The following is a 19,532-nucleotide window of genomic DNA, read 5'->3' on the forward strand; positions in this document are numbered from 1 at the left end:
TGTGGGTAGGGCAAGGAACGAAGCTAGTCCCTTGCCCTCGCGTTGCTACTGAGCAGGCATTGGAATTGGGGGCAGGAGTCCTTTTTCCACGTCCTTGTCAAATTCTGCTTGAGCCTTCTCCATCAGCTTCTGACTCGTTATTTGGTTCTGCCATACCGAATCGATATCCAGGAAGGCCTGCTGGGCTGCCGGCGGGAAGAATACGCCCGTGTAGTAACCGAAGTTGCCTTTATTCACACCGTCGATCATGTCATAGATGCTCTGAGCGTACAGCTTTGAAAGCGTAGACATTTTATCCGTCTCCAGCTTCAAGTCTTTGAGAGGAACGCCCCAGTATCCAGGCCAGCGAGCTGTCATTTCATTCATAAATTCATTAGTCATCATCATATCCAGTACTTGGGCAGCACCGTCCTTATGCTTGGATGATGCATTAATCGATAGCGTCGCCGTCACGCCAAGCGTATAATCCGGCGCATCCGATGATCCGCCAACCGTAGGGAATGGAATGAAACCCAGATTATCCACGATATCATCCGTGAACGATTGCGATGCAAATTGGAATACTAGCGACGGGCCGAAGAAGAACGGCGCCCTTTCGTCGGCAAGCAATTGAATGGATTCGTTAAAGGTCAGATTCGTATAATCATCGCCCGCCAAATAACCTTTTTTATACCATTCTGCTGACTTTTCGAGTGCAGCCACGATTTCTGGATCCGTCCATTTTCTCTTCCCTGTCAGTGCTTCATATACGGTGTTTTTGCCGGCAAAGTGGGTCAGGAAAATGGATGTATAATTCTCATTCACTGGCTTCCAGCCTTTGTTGCCCGTTACAGAAGCATATAATCCTTTGGCCATGGCGGCATCCATGATCTTCTCCAGATCCTCAACCGTCTTCGGAACCTCCCAGTTGTTGTCCTTCAGCACTTTTTTGTTATAGAAAATGCCTTCCGTATTCAAGGAGTTGCCAAGGCTATATAACTTGCCGTCGACCGTACCGGATTGATAGACGGATTCAATAATACGATCCTTCCAGCCGTATTTCTCCGCATAGGTGTCAAGCGGCTCAAGCTTGTTCGCCTTCGCAAAGGGAATTACGAATGACGGGCCGGAGCCATAGACGATATCAGGACCTTGACCGGCAGAGAGCGCTACCGAAATATCCTTATCGACAGAGTTTCTAAATTCAACAACCAGCTCATATTGATCCTGAGATTGATTAAATTTGTCAACGAGCACTTGCTTCATCGTCGTCTGATGCTCTGGAGGTGCTCCCCAAAACCATAATGTAATTTGCTCTTTGCCGTCTTTTCCTTTGCCATCCCCATTTGACGAGCAGGCTACAAGCATGACCACCATCATCACTGTAACCATTGTTCCAATCGCCATACGCAAGCTCTTCTTCATTCCAATCCCTCCCAGGATTAATTATGGTCAGCTTGAATCTTTACAAAATATTCGCGGTTGCGCGGTCCATCAAATTCCAAGAAATAAATGCCTTGCGAATGACCGATTAACAGCTCTCCATTCTCGATGATTAACGTCATGGTCACGCCGATCAATGATGATTTCACATGTCCGGCGGCATCCTGCGGTGTATCATGCTGATGCTTGAAATCAATTCTGGTCGGGATAAGGCGGCCTATCTCATCTTGCAGATCTTCCAACCCCCGCGGGTCCCAGAAGGATGTAATGGTGAGACCAGCGGTGGTGTGAGGACTAAATATCGTACACGTCCCGCTCCTTACGCCGCTTTCGCGGACGAACTGCACAATCTCATCATTCAGCTTGACGACATCATTCGCTGCTGTCCGTAATTTAAAGTTTTTTAACATCGTTATTCTCCCCATCAATCTATAATAATTTCACTATTTTTTACTGCATTTCCATTGTGAGCGAAAGACCAGTTGTCTTTGGTGCCCCTACCGTCTTCCTCGCCAATGATGGCAGCGATATAGCCGCTTAGCAGCGCAACAGGTACAAATTGAGTGAGCGGCATAGATATCGGGTAGCTGGTCTTCGGCGTATGAACAACGGTGCATGGCTCCGGGAAGCTTGAAGCGTCCATATCGGAGATAACCAAGGTCGGCCGACCCAAATCCCTCGCAGCGTAACCAATCGCTTCTTTTGCTCTTGAAAATGTCGGATTCGTGGAGTTGGCAAACATAATCGTGCCGATCTTGGCGTAATTCCGCATGAAAAAGTTCAAATGCAGCCATTCCTCGGTATTGATATGCATGGCATATTTCCCTGCTGCCTCCATTATTTTTGCGTGACCGTACCAAGCGGCGGCATAATCGAAGCCCGCTCCCGTGAAATCAAACGCTTCCATTTCCGACCACTGTAGAGATAAGGTTTGAATAGCTTCATCGATGGACGGCAGCATGTCCTCCAGACCATTCGCTTGGGAAAGCAGATCAGCACGGTAGCTCATCGCTTCATCCATCGTATACTTCCCACGTACTTCACCAAATCGAATTGCAAGCAACAACAGTGCTAATACGGAAACGAGATAGCTTCTAACACCAGGTGACGGTTCAAATGACGGAATATCCACCTCCAGAATTCTTTGACTGGATCGGCCGAGGTAGGATTCGCGGTTCGCAGTGACTCCTACCGTGAAAGCACCATACTTATTCGCTCTCTCGACCGATTCGCCCACCCTTGCCACCCCGCCGGAATGGCTGACCGCAATGACTAACGGATTGTTCGGAGAGAAGCCAAGCTGCCCCTTATCGCATAGTCTCGCCAGCTCAATGGAAGTGACAACCTCAGTTGGTATACCTGTCAGTAACTCGAAGATATGTTTGGTTGCCAATCCAGCAGAATAAGAGTCGCCGCAGCCCGTCAAAATAATGCGTTGTACCGAAAAAATTTCCGGCGTGGACAGAAGCTTGCGTGTCTTGGGCTCCAAATCCTCATATTGTTGCTTGATGAGACCCGGTAAACTGAATACCTGTCTTCTCATCGCATTATCGTAATTCCCCAACGCTCAGTCCCCCTTGATGTATGAAATCGTCTAACTTGTATTGAGGTTAACACAAGCATACAAGATTTCGCAATAGGGTCCATAAAAAAATATAAAGCGTTATCATTCCTTTTAAATTAGATGTTTGCTGCTACTGTTGTTTTCTGAAATATATTGTTTTACAATTCAAAAACAATCATGTATTGTATATACATAGATACAAGTCAGGACATGGATGGGGAAGATAACTTATGAAAGATAAGGTTTCGAAAATCAATATCGATAAGGATTCACCGATTCCGATATATTATCAAGTAGCCTCGAGCATGCGGGAGCGAATTGCCAACCATGAATGGAAAGTGAATGAGAAGATCCCGTCGGAAGCGCAATTGACGGAAGTATACGGCATCAGCCGCGTTACACTGAGGAAATCATTGGATGTGCTTCACTCGGAGGGAATCATTAAGAAGGAACAGGGCAAAGGCGTGTTTGTTCAGAAAAACCCTCAGCCCGTACTGCATGACTTTAGTTTGCCGACAACGCTGAGCAGCCGAATGCAGGAAAGCGGTGTAAACGTGACTCCGCTTGTCATTTCAACGCATATTTCCAAGCCGATCGCGTATATCAATCAAATGTTGGAGCTCGATGAGGATGAGCCGCTTGCCTATCTAAAAAGAATTTTCATTTACAATAATATGCCCATTGGTTTGAACCGCTCCTGGCTGTCCAGCAAGAAGGTGCCGGGCATAACGGAAAATCGGCTAATCGATAACCGCTTAAGTCTGACTCTGGCCAATGTGTACAATTTCAAACCGGTCAGCATCAAAAATTCTATTCAATCCATCATTCCGGATGCGGTGGACATGAAAACGTTGAACATTAACTATTTGTCACCGGCTACGCTAGTTAAGAGCACCTCCTATTTGGCGGACAAATCTCCTTTGGAGTACTCGGCAACCATCTGGCTCGGTGATCGTGTGAAGTTTAATTTGGATATTGCGAATGAAGAATAACGAAAAGGTGGAAGCTGCTATAAGCCTCCACCTTTATTATTGGGGTTTTGTTAAATTCTAATGTTTATTCTATCGTGTCTCGATAGCGTACTGAAGGAGAATACGCTATTTAATTATGGTTCCTTCGTTGATTAACCTTTTTTTATCCTTCAAAGAGAAATCTCCAGGCTCCCAAGTCTCTAAATGTCCGCTTCCTCCAATAATATCTTCATTAATTTGATAAATGAAAGCGTGTATTTTCTTTCCTGTTTTTTGTTTTTCTTTCAGCAAGTAGGTTGTAATATACATTTCTTTATACGGCTTCAAATCAATACCTACGTTTGTTGCAGGCAGAAAGTTTTTTGTATCTTGACATAGCTATTGAATACAACGTTAGGTTCAATCTTCCAACTTGTATCTTGAGGGAGTAGTATCCATAGGCTCTGTGTATCAATATTTCTTTTACAATCTCAAAAAGCCTTGGTTGATTAACCAAGACTTTGAACATTTTTGAGGCAGCCTGTTTACTCTATTCGTTAATCTTGAAAGTCAGCATTCACCGATACTTCTTTCCACTTTTCGAAGTTGTTAAGTGTCTTTGTATATTTGTTCACCGATAAATGGTAAGCATCCGATCCAAGCAGCAAGCGAAGCGGCGGCTCTTCCATCTCGATCACGCTAATGATGGCTTCAGCGGCTTTTTTCGGATCGCCAGGCTCATTGCCGTGGTTTTCACCACTTATGAATGGAGCGATGAGCTCCTGATATTCCTTGATTGCCGAAGTTGTTTTCCCAGCTGAACGTCCCGACCAATCTGTACGGAAATTGCTTGGCTCAATAATCGTTACATGAATATTGAATGGCTCAACCTCTTTGGACAGACTTTCGGATATACCTTCAACCGCGTATTTCGTACCGTTATAATAGCCCACTCCAGGGAACGAAACCAGACCGCCGATGGACGAGATATTGATTATATGCCCAGAGCGTTGGCTTCTCATATATGGCAAAACAGCATTAGTCATGTGCATAAGACCCCAGAAGTTGATTTCGAACATTTTTCGAACTTCTTCTTCAACAGCTTCTTCAATGGAGCTAAAATAACCAATTCCAGCGTTGTTGACCAATACATCAATCCGACCAAACTTCTCTATAGTAGCCTTAACCGTGCTTTCAATTTGCTCAGGCTTCGTCACATCAAGCTCCATGGCGAGAACATTATCTGTATTTCCGCTCACAAGATCTGCAATGGCACTCATATTCCTTGCTGTCACCACAACGTTGTAGCCTGCTTCTATAGTCGCTTTGGCCAACTCTCGGCCGAATCCAGTGGAGCATCCCGTAATGATCCAAACTTTATTTTTATTCATATCGATATCTCCTTTAGTTTAAAGTTTATGTTGCAAGTCAAACTCTAAACGTTAGAGTATAGTCTAAGTCAATTATCCTTATCCTGGGGGGTTGGCTCATCGAATACGGATTTGACTTAGAGCGTACTCTAATCTGTACAATAAGGAGAACTCTCATCTAAAAGGTGGTTTATACATTGGGATACACCATTAGTCAAATTGCCGAAATAACCGGATTGACCGCACATACATTGCGCTACTATGACAAGCAGGGCTTATTGCCCTTTGTTGATCGTGATAAGGTAGGCAACCGAGCCTTTAAAGAGAGTGACCTGCAATGGCTTGCTATAATCACTTGCTTGAAAAAGAGCGGCATGCCGGTTAAAAAGATTAGACAATACATGGATTGGTGCATGGAGGGAGACGTTACCTTGAAGGAGCGTCTTGAAGCATTCGAAGCCCATAAGAAGTTTGTTACAGATAAAATCGCGGAGCTTGAGGAGTATATGCATAAGATTGACTATAAAATATGGTATTATAAAACGGCCATTGATTTAGGGACAGAATCCGTCATTTCACAAACAAACTGTGTGTGGACATTTGATAAGAAAGATAAGACATAGAAACAATCATGGCGATGAACATCCGACTTCTTAACATCCTTCCTTGAGGCAGCCTCCGTTTATTTTAACGACCCAGATGGCAGCAGGTTGGAACTAAAGCAACAACAGCTAAAATGAAAATTTAGAATTCATGCCTAAATAAAAACACGCCGAAGTTCGGCGTGTTTTCAATCTCTATTAATGCGCCATCATTTCATGAGCAATGGTGTGGCCGTCCAGGCTTGACGGGTAATAGGTAGGCCAATTGGTCACTTCCTTCAACAATGCATCTCGGTCATCTCCCCAGTACAGATGGAAGTGAGCGGATTTCACCTGTGAAATGCGGTGGTCACTGAATTGTATGTAGCGAGGCAATCCATCAATGTCATCAACTGATTTAAAAATAAAACGTACTCCACGGTTGCCCGCTTCATAGGTCAGAATTTCGTATCCGTCGGCTTGGTACTTGCCTGAGTGTTCCATGCCATTCTTAAAAAACGTTACGGTGTCGCCATTGATTACAATACGTTCCGTATCGGTTTTATAGCCTGCATCGTAGTATTCCTTATACTCTGCTGCCGTCATTTTCCCAGTATCCTTTGCTTTATGCGCGAACACCTCATCCAGCGTTTCGTCCAGCAAATACGAATAAACGGACTGCCAATCTCCTTCCCAATCGGCTAGCGTACGATCCTGAACTTGGCTGTCTTCGAAATATCCTTTGTAAACGGCAACTTCTTCTTCATCGTGGTCATGGCTGTGGTCATGGTCATGATCGTGTTCATGACTATGGTTGTCGCTGCTCTCTTGAATTTCGATTTCTGACACTGCTTGCTTAGAAGCATTTTTGCCAGTTGAGTCTGAACTCTGGCATCCTGCAAGGAATACCCCCAGTACTACTACAAAAATTCCTGTTCTAATTATCTCTTTCATTACATCTTCCCTCCAATTAATAGTAATGTTTACTATTAAGCATTATACGGAGGTAAAGTGGTTTCGTCAATAATAATCGTAATTATTACTAATAATAGTTTCGCAATAAGCTCTCATCGCTATTCATGTATTTCATAAATGGTCAAGCGAACTCAAGTTAGGGACTTTTGAAAGAATAGCTACAATTGACCTTTTTCATCATTGGGTAGGGAAAGCGGTTTTGGCCGTGTATATCCAGCCATCATGGTGGATTGTAACACTTGTTTGTTGTGCATCCGCTTCGATATCTTTTTAACAAGAAAACTACTATTTTCCAGAAATCTATAGCTGTAATTAAAACCAACAAAAAAACACGCCGAATACGACGTGTTTTTATTGAGAAATAATCAATGAACTCTCATTCTTCGTGATAATAATACGGCCCCGAACGCCAAGACAATAGCAACTCCGGCAAACCAAGGAACTGAAGTCAGCGAGATCTGTTCGACCACCAGACCGCCTATACCGGCACCAGCCGCCATCGCCAATTGAAGCACCATACTATTCAAGCTCAACATAATCCCTGTTGATTCGGGAGCAATAGTAATGACATTCAGCTGTTGGGGAGGTCCCAATGACCATACGGCGATCGACCACAAGATCAGTATGGCGATCATTAGCACAGAAGTATGGACACCAAGCGCAATTAGAACCAAAGCAATGGCATTCAGTCCAAGCCCTATTAGAAGTACACGATGAAGCCCCCATTTGTCTGTCGCATAGCCGCCGGAACGAGACCCGATCAAGCTGGCAATGCCGATCACAAATAGCGTTGTATTGAGGGTTCCTTCACTCATACCTACTACTGCCAACAGGAATGGCGTAATGTACGAATAAAAGATGGAATAACCAATGATCCAGAAAAACGTTACGGATAATGCGACTATCGCTTTTGGCTGCTTCAGCAGAGCGAGCTGATTTCGCAGCGAAACTACCGCTTCTCCCTTTGTGCGTGGAATAATCAACGCAATCAGAAAAATTGCTGCAATACCAAGCAGAGCAATAACTCCAAATACAGCCTTCCACTCGTAAGCGCCAGCCATTATCCTTCCTAACGGCACTCCAAAGATTAAAGATGCTGTGAAGCCCATCAGCACGGCTGCCAACGCGCTTCCCTCTTTGCCCGGCTGGGCTACCTTCGTCGCGATAGTCATCGATACGACTACAACAACACCGGCACTAATCCCCATTAAAATCCGGGAGGCATTCAGCAGTGCAATTCCTGGAAGGATATAAGCAAGCGCATTGCTTAGGACAAAAAATCCGATGGCAAAGAGAAGCAGCTTCTTGCGCTCCATACGCGCGGTCATTACCATTATAAGTGGCGTGCCAAAGGCATAGGCCAGCGAAAATACCGTAATCAACTGTCCAGCCGTGACGAGCGAGACACCAGTAGACCATGCTATTTTATCCAAAATACCTGCAATAACATACTCCGAAGTACCAACAAGAAAACTGAGAATAGCCAAGATGTAAATTTTGAGCGTACTGGACATGTATCTTTTCCCTTCCGACATATGACTTAATTAAATCCGCCGTTAACACGAATCGTCTGTCCAGTTATCCAACGCGCTTTATCGCTAACAAGCAGATCGATCGCATTTGCAATATCCTCTGGCTCCCCAAGTCGTCCGAAGGCATTCATTCGGCTGAACGAATCAATTAATTCCTGAGATTTTCCTTTTAAAAACAACTCGGTCGATACTTGACCTGGGGCTATGCAGTTGATAATGATATCTCTAGGACCAAATTCCTTTGCCAGTTGGCGAGTCAACTGCTCGACTGCACCTTTGGTTGCAGCATAGACGCTATACGTTGGAAGCATCGCGCCGGACACAGAGGTCGAGAAGTTAATAATTGTGCCGTTGTTCTCCATATGCTTCATCGCTTGCTGGCAAGCGAAATAAGTTCCTTTGACATTAATGGCGAAGTGCCGATCGAACATCTCTTCCGTTACATCCGCAATAGCTGTGCATTCCATAACGCCAGCATTGTTGACCAGAATATCTACACGACTATATCGCTCGATTGCTTCTGTGAACAATACCTCAACTTCACTTACCTTGCTCACGTCAGCGCGAATAGCTGCGGCTTGTCCACCGAATTGCTCAATCGTCTTTACGACCTCATTCGCTTTCTCCTTATTCAAGGAATAATTAACGACTGCCTTTGCGCCGGATTGTGCCAATTGAATGGCTGCTTGACGTCCAATGCCTCGGGACGCACCTGTAATAATCGCAACTTTTCCAATCAAATTCATCTATCGCCCTCTCCTTTGTCTCTGTTCGCAAGGATTGATTAACAGCCGCAACCGGCTTGCATTATAGTGAGAGTGAGCATTGTGCCGTTAGACCGATCCTGTCTGATGCTTGCCTAATTCTCTTCTTACTCCATATAATAAAAGCAACATACATCCTTCCCGGATAGGAGCACCAAGCATGAATCACAGACATGAATCAGGGAGCATACCGGAATCCTCGCAGCAATTAGCACACTTGATTCGAAGCCATGCTCCAGCGAACGGCACGCATCAGACGGCGATACCTTCTTTGTCGCTATTGCATGCCACACAATTGTCCGGACCGCTTGAATCTGTATATAAACCGTCCATTTGCGTTGTGGCGCAAGGAGCCAAAACAGCTACGTTAGCTGACGAAACGTATCAATATGACCCGATGACGTACCTTGTCATATCTGTTGAATTACCGGTAATCGGCAGAATTCTTAAGGCTTCACCAGAGCAGCCGCATTTAAGCCTAAGACTGAGCTTTGATCCCGACGTCATATTGGACATCATCAAAAAAAGTAATCATCCTTCTTCAGCCTCCTCAAAAGTAAGTCGAGGCATAGCCGTAAGTCATATGTCTCCTTCTTTACTTGAGGCCATTACGCGATTGATGAGGTTATTAGACGTGCCTGAGGATATACCTATCCTGGCTCCGCTCATTATTCGAGAAATTCTATACCGTGTACTTCAAAGTGAACAAGGCGCGCAAATCCACCAATTCGCCATTATCGGCAGCCAAGCACACAATATCGCTCAAGCGATTCAACAGATTAATCAGCAATTCGAGCGTCCTCTTGTGGTCGAACAGCTTGCGAAATCCGTAAATATGAGCACATCGGCGTTTCATAAACATTTTAAGAGCGTCACGAAGATGAGTCCGTTGCAATATCAGAAAGCCGTCCGTTTACAAGAAGCTCGGCACTTAATGTTGACGGAAACCGTTCAAGCCTCTGATGCTGCCTTTCGGGTAGGTTACGAGAGCCCCTCCCAGTTCAGCCGGGAATATGCCCGTATGTACGGACGACCGCCGATGCTGGATGTTCAACAGCTCCGAAGTTCTAATTCGGGCTTGGAGCTGTTGGACTGATATTCAAGCGCAACAGCTGAAATAAATTAGGCCCAGCACGAACGAGCACCAAAAAGAACTGCATCAACAAAGTTAGACATCATCTACCTTTGTTGATGCAGTTCTTTTTTTTGAAACCGACAATTAGATCATTCCATATTTCGCCACAACTTATTGGATTTCTCCCATAAAAGCCCTGAATTTTTCTGCGATTTCTTTTGCTTCGGTACGGTACAAATAATGTCCCGCTTCAAATGTAAATATTTTACCATACACAGATTTTTTTATTTGCGCTTCATGCTCTGGAACCCATCTATCCGTCGCTGGATGATGCGCTTGTATAAAGAAAACAACGGGAAGATTTTTGGGGAATGTTAAGGCTTCAGCTGCTTTAAAATTAGAATACATATGCTCAATTTCATTGAGTTGACTTGGATTATACATGTTTTTGAGGCCAAGCATTCTCATTTGTTCTTTTGTTTCATCCTCATAGGGTAGTTCGGCATACGGGTCATCACCTAGCTTCACATACAACCTCGCGAACCCTAATTTTTTAAGCAGGCTTAGAGCATCTAATGTTGAAGACTCAACCTTCTGTTCGCTTATCGTTGGAACACTGCTATCAAGCCCAGCAAATGCGCTCACTTCATTTTCATATTTGTTCACATAATCTAATCCGTAAAGACCTGAAATGGAGTGAACCATTAGAATATAACGGTCAATTTGAAGACTCTGCAATGCTTCGTGAATTTCACTCACAATGTTTTCAGTCGTTCTTTCTTTGTCAGTTGTATCACTTAATCCATAACCAAAAGGCTCAATGACGACCACTTTGTAGAACGGCGATAGTTCTTCGATTAACGGCTTAAAATCAAGTGCTGGTGCCGCGGTTCCAAAGCCAGGCAAGAGTACGATTGTTTCTTCCCCTGTTCCTTGAATCACAGCATTCATCCTTTTCCCGTCCACAGGCACCAATTGACCATAGGATTGTATTTTTCCCTGCTCCGATTTGGTGGCAACCTTATCCACGATAAAAACAATCGCTAAAAAGACCACTACTAATATTGCTAATACAGCTATCGCTTTCAATAAAAGGATAAGCATTTTTTTCATTAATGGAGTTGGCTTCTTATCCGTCGTTGGATCCTTCCGCTTTATTACCTCACTTAGTTTCATTCATATCTACTCCTGACATCGCCTATTTATTAGCTGTAAGCTTTTAAGGAAATCATACACGACGGATATGTACTCTTTATAACGTCAATATGAATGGGATATGAACGGGCACTATGGCAAGGTAAGAGAAGCGAAAAAAAGACTCACCACGAAAGAAATCGTGGTGAGTCTTTGCTTCCCTGCTCATTCTTTTTGTCGATGCTCTGCTCGGAGACAACCAAATCCTATTCCTTAGCAAGCATCCAATCTTTCACCCGAAGAATCAAGACTACAGCTTCTGCTCGTGTAGTTGTTTCGTCCGGTGCAAACTGATTGCCTGCGCGTCCCTTTATCAAGCCTTGTTCCTCAGCTGCCGCGATCATAGGCTTTGCCCAAGTCGGAATCGCTGAATCATCCCCGTATGTTGTTGCTTTTGCAGGTTCTGCCTGCTTTAAATGCAAAGCACGACTTATAATTGCAACCATTTCGACCCTGGTCAAATGGCGTTGCGGGTGAAACATTCCGTCCGGATAGCCTTGGATAATGCCTTGCTCCAGCATTTGCCCGATCGCTTCACTGGCCCAGACCGGCCACTTCTCGCTTTCGAGCGGCTGCTGCCCTGCTTTGCCGCTTAATTTAAGCACTTTGCTGAGCATGACCACAAACTCTGCTCGAGTCACTTGTTTCTGGGGCTGGAAGGAATGGTCAGGATAACCGGACACGATTCCTTCCTTCACTGCTCTCGTAATTGCCCCTTGAGCCCAGTGTCCTGAAATATCAGTTAATTGTAACGATTGTTCAGCCTCTTCCTCGGGCTGCTCTCCCTGCTCTTCAGGAGGCTTGCTTCCCGGATCTGTCTCCGGATCTGTCTCCGTATCTGTTTCCGGTTCTGTTACTGGCCCTGATCCTGTTCCTGGATTTGGACGTCGTACAAACTCTACTTCTACTGCATTCCCCAATTGTTGTTCGTCCAGCATAGCCTTGACAGTGGCTAAGCCTGGAATCGTAGAAGACAATTCCGCGGTGTAAACCCCATGATTCACTTCTGTTACCGTTCCGATTTGCCCCAGGCTGGTCGTAAAGGTTACAGCACCTCCACTCTGGGTCAATGCATTGCCCAACTGATCATAAACCTGTAATTGAACAACGGCCTTTTGCTTGCCGTCAGCTGTTAATCGTTCCGGTGTTGCATTCAACGTTGAACGGGCCGCATCGGGCGATCCTGAGAAGAAGAAGACCTCGGTTTCGAAGCCAGACAACCGCTCGCCATCCAGCTCTACATTCGCAACGGCGCTTCCCGCCTCAGGCGAATACAACGGCGCTTCATACTTTCCAGGCTCAACCTTAATGACTGGGCCCACCGTTCCTCTTGTCGTGCTGAACGTTATACTGGACGCATCTACGTCAATGGTATTGCCCCATGCATCAACAAGCACCAATTCCAAGATGGTGCCGCTCGTCTCGTTCGCTGCAACCCGTTCAGGCACTGCTCGCAATACCGACATCTCGGCATCGGGTACACCCGGAATAATCTGCATCGTTAGTTTGGAGCCAGCCGCCACTCCATTGACGATTGCCGAAATTTCTACTGTTCCCGCCTGCTCTGGCCGGAAAGCAGCTGTGAAGACACCTCCGTCATCATACACTGGATCGCTTAACGTACCGCTGACCGCTGCGAATCTAACGTCGTCAGTACCGACTGGCAATGCTTTACCCTTGTTGTCGGCAAGCTGAAACGACACCTCCACCGTCTCGCCTGCTGCGGCAGAGCGAGGTGAATTCGCTGTCCAATTCGATAGGTTTCGAGCGCTTAGAGTAATGCGTGTGAAGCGCTGAATAGACTCCTGAGCTCCTTCAGGCCTGTTCCCGCCCAGAACCATATCTCTATTCTTGCCTACGCTCCATATCGAGCCGTCTGTACGCAATATACTCGTATGATAGCTTCCTCCAACTGCGGCAATGACATCATTCAGCGGAGTATTGTCTGCATCCATGACCTGTCCGGCCAGCCCGATTGATGTTTCCTCTGTACTGTAGCCCAATTGATGATCAACATTAGATCCCCAGCTCCATAAGGAACCGTCGCTCTTTATGGCTACTACGTGACTCCAGCCAGCATGGACACTGGATACATTGTCAATCGGCTCGCCGTTCCGGTCCATGACCACAACCGCTCTAGTGGAGAATTGATTATTTCCCGTACCCAACTGCCTGGTAGAATTATCGCCCCATGCTCGCAGTGTACCATCCGTTTTCAATGCAATAGAAGTATATCCATTGGCAGAAATTTGCTTAATTTCACTTAAGTGATCTTGTCCATTCGTATCTCTGACGGATACAGGATAGCTTCTGGAGCTCTGCGTTCCATCTCCCAATTGGCCGTTAGTGTTCATGCCCCAGCCTATCACACTTCCTGCATCAGTCAGAGCAACCGAATGATATTGCCCAGCCGCCACAGCCTGAATGCCCTGCAATTCAACGCCTGGCACCGCCATCACTTTTACCGGCCGATTAATCGTGAATTGACCGCTTCCATTGCCAACTTCCCCATACATATTCAGTCCCCAGCCCCACACTTGTCCCTCTTCATCGAGAACTAAGGAATGGGAATCGCCAGCGGAAATTTGCGTAATTTTTTTCTGATCAAATCCATCGATTGCCACGGCAAGATTAGCTCTGCCGCTGCGCCCAAGCTGTCCCATATTGTTTGTTCCCCAGGAATAGACAATGCCATCGTTACTTAAAGCAAGTCCATGCTGCGATCCTAATGAAATGGCTACAATCCCTTCCAGCGGCTGTCCCCTATCATTCTCGACGATCGAAGCATAATTCCGATTGCCCGTTGAACCGACGCCCAGTTGGCCCGCCGTATTCCTTCCCCAGGATCTGACTGTTCCATCACTCATTAAAACCAGCATTGCACTGCCGCCTGCAGCTATCGCTTGCACCTCTAGCGGGGGCTGCAAGGCATTTCCGTGAGCTGCGGCTAAAGGCACAAGTTGCGGAACCGAGCTGCTCCACACGAGGAACAATAACAATAGACAGCTAACATATTTTTTCACAAGATTTCCTCCGTTTTCTTACTCATCCGTCCAACAAAGCTTGTATCCAAATCCGCGGACGGTTTGTATGTATCTGGGTGATGAAGGATTACTTTCAATTTTTTTGCGCAAATAACGAATATGAACACTGACTGTATTCTCTTCGCTTGTCCCATCCAAACCCCAAATGCGGTCATACAATAGACTCGCGCTGAACACCTGATTTGGATGCTCTGCCAAGAACAGCAACAACTGGCGTTCTTTAGCCGAAAGGACGATCTCCTTCCCTCCCACCATCACACTGCAACTCTGCAAATCAATCTGCAAATCACCGCTATTCAATTTGTACGGTTGATACGTCTTCTTCCAGTAAGCGTAGCCGCGAAGCTGCGCCCGGATCCGGGCCATGACCACTTCCACATCAAAGGGCTTCACAATGTAATCATTTGCTCCGCCTTCAAGACCAGCTACAATATCTTCACCGCCCTTGCGGGCTGTCACCAGTATGATCGGAATATTGGATCGTTCACGAATTTCCGCACATAATTCCATGCCGTCACCATCTGGAAGATTCACATCAAGCAACGCCAAATCAGGCGTCTCTACTTGCAGTAAAGCCCGTGCTTCCTTTGCTCCTCCTGCTGTCGATGTGCGATATCCGCCACCTTCCACACACAGACGGAGCAATTCTCGGATATCCCCCTCATCCTCTACGATCAAAATATGCCCAGTGGTCATAAACTGTATCTCCTTTCTGCCAGCCTGTATTCTAGCAAAGGACACGAGGTTATCGTAATAAACCAAGTTTAAGAGTAGTTTAAAAGTACATTTATTTTGCATTTCACTCCATTAATTATCTTTTATTTCATCGTTAGCCCAACATAGCGGGAATCGGAGTTGAAATGTACTCCCTGCTGCAGAAGAATGCTCAAGCCAGATTTCCCCCTGCTGGGCTGCCATAATTTCACGACAAATAGACAGCCCCAGTCCAATGCCTGAGATTGCGTTCGCCTTAGCCGTCTTTCCCCGGTAGTACCGTTCAAAGACATGCGGCTGATCCTCCTCCGCAATGCCGGAACCCTGATCACTTACTCGAACCAATAACGACGGCGACCTCTTGCTGTCCGTGTTCTCCAGCGATAATTTGACCTGGACCACGCTGCCAGCCTTGCTGAATTTACGCGCATTAGAGAGTACATTGACAAGTACCTGCTCCACACGAAGCGGGTCAGCATAGATAGCAGGTATGCGTTCAGTAGTTGCATCAACCGGCAACAAAGACCATTTGAGCTCAATCCCGCTCTCCAACATCACCATTTCAAACTTGCTCAAAACTTGGCTGATTAACTCGTTAATAGGAAGCATTTCGGGCTCAAACAGCATATGTTTATTTTCAAGTCGAGCCATTTCCATCATATCTTCGACGGTTCTTTCCATAGTCAATGTTTTGTCCAGGATCACTTGAAGATACCGGGGGTCTCCTGCTTGAATCGTTCCATTCATCATGAGCTGAACATACCCTTTGATAGACGTAATCGGGGTATTCAATTCATGGCTCACTTCGGAATACATATTGCCGCGAATGTCATCCAGCCGCTCCAGCTTGTCATTTGCCTTACTAAGTTCACGGTTTGCTTCCTGTAGTACACGGTTGGTTGAATGGAGTTGAAGCATTCGCAGCAACCTCATTGCCATAATGATGCTCAGACAGCCGATCGCTACAGCAGATCCGGCAAACGTCCAGCTCATATGGACCAGCTTTTCCATTGCATTCATTATCGTCTCTACCCGGGGCACGCCTCCCGGTTGACCGCCAATCACTCGATCCATTACCAGTCCGATAACAAATGCGACATTGCCGACTGCAAACAACCGAATTTCCGTATCCCGTCGCCGTCTGAGTGCGCGGAAAAGCACGAATAGGATGATAATCAAAATAGCCGTAGAAATATAACCGTAAAACAGCTTGTACAAAATAAGCTGAGCGCGTTCGCCTAGCATGAATGAGGCTGCAGCAGCCACTGCAGCGTAGAGACCCACCCCATATCCCAGCTTGCGGACCCATGCCTCCTTGGAAGTTGCAACTATGTCATAGGTAATTAGAATGCCGACGGCATGCCCTACATACCAATTAAAATGGATAGCCGTTCCCCATGCCATCAACGATTGCTCCGGCACTACGTATTGCCAGCCTCCCCACAGAATCGCCAGATCAATAGCTAAACTTATGAAGAAAACAGAAAAGTAAATAAACAGCGGTTGTGAGCGCTGGAGCCCAAAACCGATAAGTGAAATCAGGCTCAGTATCATTAGTATCGCGGCTCCTACCCACGCTGGCACTTCTCTTTGCAGTTGCTTCAGTGTCAAGGAAGCCGCGGGCCCGGACCATACTTCAAACCCTTTCTCCACATCTTGATGCGGTGACAATCGGACCAGCAGCGTTGAATCGTTGTCGTCGGACGCATAGGAAACGATTCGCCACGTAACAAACCCGGCAGGCAATAACGGTTCGGACACCAAAACAGGCTTGTCCCCTACGAACAAAGCGAGTTCAAAATCATCTACCATATAGTAATAAATAAGCAGCTCACCTGATGAGCTTGCTCCAGGCGGCAATTCACCCTTCAGCCACAAATCTTGTCCGAAACCCGCACCCTCATCGCGATAATCCTCAGTTGCTAAAGAGTGCCACCGAACCGGAATCTGCTCTTCTGGCAAATTCCCATAATAATAGGCGTCCCATACGATTTTTGCAGGCGCTGCAGGCTGGGCAGGGGAGGCCTCTCCAGTTGGAATATACGGTAGGAGCAATCCAGCCGCTATTAATGCAATAAACGTTACCCATCTTAACCATGCTTTCGTGAGATTCATGCGGCCCACTCGCTCCTTTTTACTTTTGCAGCCTGATTTCCTACAGTCTATCGTTGTTCAAGGAATTCGTATAGATGTGCTTAATGAACGGAGTCATCCAAGGTCTTATATGTTGTCGTTAAGTATTACACCACTTATTTCCTTAAATACAAGAAGAGTATAGATAATATCCGTAACCACACCTACCGATATCAATCGGATAGATTTGATTATCCTTGTAAACCATATTACCGGTATGTAAGTCAGCATGAATGGGCCCTATTTCTGCATCAATTCCCCATACAAAATGCCATCGCAACTTGATACTGTAAAAATAGTTAATAAAAAAACGCCTCTGAGATTGTCTCAGAAACGTGATTACTTGCAGAACATATTTATGTCATCTAAAGCTGAATAAGCATGTCCTCTAACAAACTTACTCTCATCATTCAATGCATCATTTATAAATGGAATAATTAGTTCCTTATTAACGGTTCTGTGTATTCTCGCAATATGACCAAAACATAGAATGGCTATTCCTCTTATATTTTCGTTATTATGCTGACTATATTGGACCATCAGGTCTTGTAAAAACTCTACATCATCCGCATTTATCGCTATCGAAAGCAAGCCTCTTACTATTGTATCGGGATTTTCAGAATGAATTAGGTTTATGATTTCTTGATTTTTCTCTAAGTTGTTGCAGTAGCGTTCTACTCTTTCGTGAAGATTATCATCTAGTCTCTTTTCAAAGGAGTTAATTTCCTGCCATATTTGTTGAGCAGATTCACTCTTTGCGGTTCTAAGTTTTTGAAATGCATGAATTAAACTTTTCTTTATTTGAATTTCTTTATCCGTTTGTTTTAGGATTCTTCGTCTGTCTCTATACATGATATAGTGCTTTTTGAAGTTTTCACGAGCCTCTGTAAGTGAATAGTCACTATTGGGACCGCCCCAAACTTTATCTGCGTGGGGATCATCTTGTCCATCATCTTCCCAGTTACATAAACAACAAATTTCCCAACCTCTTCTTTCCTCTAATGTGGGATAACCACAACAGGGACAATTATGCCGATTCATTTGACACTTACCTTCCTTTTTCAGTCATTAACTATTATTTAGGCTTACCACAGCCAGCACACAACTTTGCGTTTAGCGTTCTTAATGGCTTGCCACAATATTGGCAAGGGTCGCCAAATAAAGCTATTCGATGGTGCATAATTGCATTATGATGAAAGCCTGAAACACCAGTTATTTTTTCGTATTCGTTTACGACTGGCTTGAATCTCTCATCCATAGATATCTGTTCTAATGTTAGTCCATGCTCTTGTCTAAACTCTTTTGTCGCTTTCATAGAATCACCATATAACGTCTGAATCCTAGCATATTCTTCTTCATTTAACATAGGCACTTCACTTTTACAACGCCAACACCACATCATTTTCATAGTTTGTTACTAAATATTCTCATAATATTTATCTGCAAAAGTGTTAGTTTCTAAAGGCTTAGTAGGTCGATCCTTACAATAAATACAAGATGTATCTACACACGGAGCAGTCAGCCACTGGTTACAGGAGGGACAAAACTCGTTATCATATTTATCGTAATAGATAATTATACCCCCACAGATTTTTCACAATGACTAGTTGGGACAACCGCCCCACCGATTCGAAAATAATCATTAATTATGACTTGTCTCTCTTCATCATCAACTCTAATTTTCACTAAATCACCTTTTAATTAAATCGTGTATTGTATCTAATTTCTATATTATCAGAACGATATTTATGAATCTATTATTCGCTTATAAGATATTTTATTGAAATGAGAAAGAAAGATAAAAAGTGGAAGAATCTCTATAAAAAACTAAGATAGTATAAGAGATAGTCCAAGTGAGGTGCAATAGGAGAAACATCGATAATTAGAGGTTTTCATTCTTTGGCAAGAAGGTACTGCATAAAGCCCACCTATGGATTTAATGGGGATAGTTTTTGGTATAGCAAGGAAATGAATTGGGTTATCTACGCGGAGAATGGCTTATCAACAAGATAAAAGTTACATGGTCAAACTGGGAAGGTAGGCTATGGCTTGACTGGAGAGAACGATTAGAAAGAGGATTATAATTTTCATCAATAGACCCCCTCCAAATAAAGAGGGGGCTGACAACGACGCATCTTTATTAATCTTTCCTGACAAATAGTGAGCAACACATAGCACTTACATGACTAGTGTTCAGAAGCATAATCTTATCCT

The 19,532-nt window shown here is 44.9% G+C and carries 17 protein-coding genes; 3 read left to right on the forward strand and 14 right to left on the reverse strand.

The genetic code is table 11. From position 1 onward, the window contains the following. Positions 1 to 45: 45 nt before the first annotated feature. From DX130_RS12280 to DX130_RS12290, 3 genes are read right to left on the reverse strand one after another with little or no spacing between them, the layout of a single operon-like run. Positions 46 to 1,404, reverse strand: a complete 1,359-nt coding sequence (locus tag DX130_RS12280; RefSeq protein ID WP_116045548.1) for an ABC transporter substrate-binding protein — start codon at positions 1,402 to 1,404, stop codon at positions 46 to 48. A 17-nt stretch (positions 1,405 to 1,421) separates the two neighbouring features. Continuing rightward, a complete protein-coding gene (locus DX130_RS12285) occupies positions 1,422 to 1,832 on the reverse strand; it encodes a secondary thiamine-phosphate synthase enzyme YjbQ (RefSeq protein WP_116045550.1) in 411 nt (136 codons plus the stop codon). Positions 1,833 to 1,846: 14 nt separating this feature from the next. Continuing rightward, positions 1,847 to 2,986 (reverse strand): SIS domain-containing protein, encoded by a 1,140-nt coding sequence (locus DX130_RS12290; protein ID WP_206098798.1) that lies wholly within the window; start codon positions 2,984 to 2,986, stop codon positions 1,847 to 1,849. 230 nt (positions 2,987 to 3,216) lie between these two features. Here DX130_RS12290 and DX130_RS12295 point away from each other — a divergent pair, with 230 nt between their 5' ends. Continuing rightward, positions 3,217 to 3,978 carry a GntR family transcriptional regulator gene (locus DX130_RS12295; protein ID WP_116045551.1) on the forward strand — a complete coding sequence of 254 codons (762 nt, stop codon included), beginning with the start codon at positions 3,217 to 3,219 and terminating at the stop codon, positions 3,976 to 3,978. A gap of 105 nt (positions 3,979 to 4,083) precedes the next feature. On the opposite strand, the gene DX130_RS12300 is transcribed toward DX130_RS12295, so the two are convergent. Together DX130_RS12300 and DX130_RS12305 are read right to left on the reverse strand one after the other, a co-directional pair. Continuing rightward, positions 4,084 to 4,284, reverse strand: coding sequence for a hypothetical protein (locus DX130_RS12300; RefSeq protein WP_133297921.1), 201 nt, complete (start codon positions 4,282 to 4,284; stop codon positions 4,084 to 4,086). Positions 4,285 to 4,493: 209 nt separating this feature from the next. Continuing rightward, on the reverse strand, positions 4,494 to 5,327 hold the full coding sequence (locus tag DX130_RS12305) for an oxidoreductase (RefSeq protein WP_116045554.1): 834 nt from the start codon (positions 5,325 to 5,327) through the stop codon (positions 4,494 to 4,496). Positions 5,328 to 5,503: 176 nt separating this feature from the next. Between DX130_RS12305 and DX130_RS12310 the strand changes: the two genes are divergently transcribed. After that, on the forward strand, positions 5,504 to 5,929 hold the full coding sequence (locus tag DX130_RS12310; RefSeq protein WP_116045556.1) for a MerR family transcriptional regulator: 426 nt from the start codon (positions 5,504 to 5,506) through the stop codon (positions 5,927 to 5,929). 177 nt (positions 5,930 to 6,106) lie between these two features. Here DX130_RS12310 and DX130_RS12315 read toward each other — a convergent pair whose 3' ends face one another. The 3 genes from DX130_RS12315 to DX130_RS12325 all read right to left on the reverse strand — a co-directional run bounded on the left by DX130_RS12315 (position 6,107) and on the right by DX130_RS12325 (position 9,140). After that, positions 6,107 to 6,841 carry a metal-binding protein ZinT gene (locus DX130_RS12315; protein WP_116045557.1) on the reverse strand — a complete coding sequence of 245 codons (735 nt, stop codon included), beginning with the start codon at positions 6,839 to 6,841 and terminating at the stop codon, positions 6,107 to 6,109. A 386-nt stretch (positions 6,842 to 7,227) separates the two neighbouring features. Then, positions 7,228 to 8,376: an MFS transporter gene (locus tag DX130_RS12320; protein ID WP_116045559.1), complete on the reverse strand. Its 1,149-nt coding sequence runs from the start codon at positions 8,374 to 8,376 to the stop codon at positions 7,228 to 7,230. A 26-nt stretch (positions 8,377 to 8,402) separates the two neighbouring features. Next, positions 8,403 to 9,140 (reverse strand): SDR family oxidoreductase, encoded by a 738-nt coding sequence (locus DX130_RS12325; RefSeq protein WP_116045560.1) that lies wholly within the window; start codon positions 9,138 to 9,140, stop codon positions 8,403 to 8,405. Positions 9,141 to 9,318: 178 nt separating this feature from the next. Here DX130_RS12325 and DX130_RS12330 point away from each other — a divergent pair, with 178 nt between their 5' ends. After that, on the forward strand, positions 9,319 to 10,254 hold the full coding sequence (locus DX130_RS12330) for an AraC family transcriptional regulator (protein WP_116045562.1): 936 nt from the start codon (positions 9,319 to 9,321) through the stop codon (positions 10,252 to 10,254). A 150-nt stretch (positions 10,255 to 10,404) separates the two neighbouring features. Here the strand turns inward: DX130_RS12330 and DX130_RS12335 are convergent, their stop codons facing one another. The 6 genes from DX130_RS12335 to DX130_RS12365 all read right to left on the reverse strand — a co-directional run bounded on the left by DX130_RS12335 (position 10,405) and on the right by DX130_RS12365 (position 18,684). Further along, a complete protein-coding gene (locus DX130_RS12335) occupies positions 10,405 to 11,409 on the reverse strand; it encodes an alpha/beta hydrolase (protein ID WP_116045563.1) in 1,005 nt (334 codons plus the stop codon). Positions 11,410 to 11,633: 224 nt separating this feature from the next. Beyond that, the gene (locus DX130_RS12340; RefSeq protein ID WP_116045565.1) at positions 11,634 to 14,450 is read right to left on the reverse strand and encodes an RCC1 domain-containing protein; all 2,817 of its coding nucleotides are present in this window, start codon (positions 14,448 to 14,450) and stop codon (positions 11,634 to 11,636) included. An 18-nt stretch (positions 14,451 to 14,468) separates the two neighbouring features. Beyond that, positions 14,469 to 15,167, reverse strand: coding sequence for a response regulator transcription factor (locus DX130_RS12345; RefSeq protein WP_165861241.1), 699 nt, complete (start codon positions 15,165 to 15,167; stop codon positions 14,469 to 14,471). Positions 15,168 to 15,278: 111 nt separating this feature from the next. Next, complete coding sequence (locus tag DX130_RS12350) at positions 15,279 to 17,300, reverse strand: sensor histidine kinase (RefSeq protein WP_116045568.1); 2,022 nt, start codon at positions 17,298 to 17,300, stop codon at positions 15,279 to 15,281. 357 nt (positions 17,301 to 17,657) lie between these two features. Beyond that, the gene (locus tag DX130_RS12360) at positions 17,658 to 18,359 is read right to left on the reverse strand and encodes a CPCC family cysteine-rich protein (protein WP_116045569.1); all 702 of its coding nucleotides are present in this window, start codon (positions 18,357 to 18,359) and stop codon (positions 17,658 to 17,660) included. 34 nt (positions 18,360 to 18,393) lie between these two features. Continuing rightward, a complete protein-coding gene (locus DX130_RS12365) occupies positions 18,394 to 18,684 on the reverse strand; it encodes a hypothetical protein (protein WP_240644449.1) in 291 nt (96 codons plus the stop codon). Positions 18,685 to 19,532: the final 848 nt, after the last annotated feature.

Source organism: Paenibacillus paeoniae, assembly GCF_003388735.1.
In the GTDB taxonomy this organism is placed as follows: Bacteria; Bacillota; Bacilli; order Paenibacillales; family Paenibacillaceae; genus Pristimantibacillus; species Pristimantibacillus paeoniae.

Excerpts from the sequence above, each read along its gene's own strand:
- DX130_RS12320 (WP_116045559.1), bottom strand. The coding sequence starts at position 8,376 with ATGTCCAGTACGCTCAAAATTTACATCTTGGCTATTCTCAGTTTTCTT.
- DX130_RS12325 (WP_116045560.1), bottom strand. The coding sequence starts at position 9,140 with ATGAATTTGATTGGAAAAGTTGCGATTATTACAGGTGCGTCCCGAGGC.
- DX130_RS12365 (WP_240644449.1), bottom strand. The coding sequence starts at position 18,684 with ATGTTAAATGAAGAAGAATATGCTAGGATTCAGACGTTATATGGTGAT.
- DX130_RS12345 (WP_165861241.1), bottom strand. The coding sequence starts at position 15,167 with ATGACCACTGGGCATATTTTGATCGTAGAGGATGAGGGGGATATCCGA.
- DX130_RS12350 (WP_116045568.1), bottom strand. The coding sequence starts at position 17,300 with ATGAATCTCACGAAAGCATGGTTAAGATGGGTAACGTTTATTGCATTA.
- DX130_RS12285 (WP_116045550.1), bottom strand. The coding sequence starts at position 1,832 with ATGTTAAAAAACTTTAAATTACGGACAGCAGCGAATGATGTCGTCAAG.
- DX130_RS12295 (WP_116045551.1), top strand. The coding sequence starts at position 3,217 with ATGAAAGATAAGGTTTCGAAAATCAATATCGATAAGGATTCACCGATT.
- DX130_RS12305 (WP_116045554.1), bottom strand. The coding sequence starts at position 5,327 with ATGAATAAAAATAAAGTTTGGATCATTACGGGATGCTCCACTGGATTC.
- DX130_RS12335 (WP_116045563.1), bottom strand. The coding sequence starts at position 11,409 with ATGAAACTAAGTGAGGTAATAAAGCGGAAGGATCCAACGACGGATAAG.
- DX130_RS12280 (WP_116045548.1), bottom strand. The coding sequence starts at position 1,404 with ATGAAGAAGAGCTTGCGTATGGCGATTGGAACAATGGTTACAGTGATG.
- DX130_RS12315 (WP_116045557.1), bottom strand. The coding sequence starts at position 6,841 with ATGAAAGAGATAATTAGAACAGGAATTTTTGTAGTAGTACTGGGGGTA.
- DX130_RS12330 (WP_116045562.1), top strand. The coding sequence starts at position 9,319 with ATGAATCACAGACATGAATCAGGGAGCATACCGGAATCCTCGCAGCAA.
- DX130_RS12360 (WP_116045569.1), bottom strand. The coding sequence starts at position 18,359 with ATGAATCGGCATAATTGTCCCTGTTGTGGTTATCCCACATTAGAGGAA.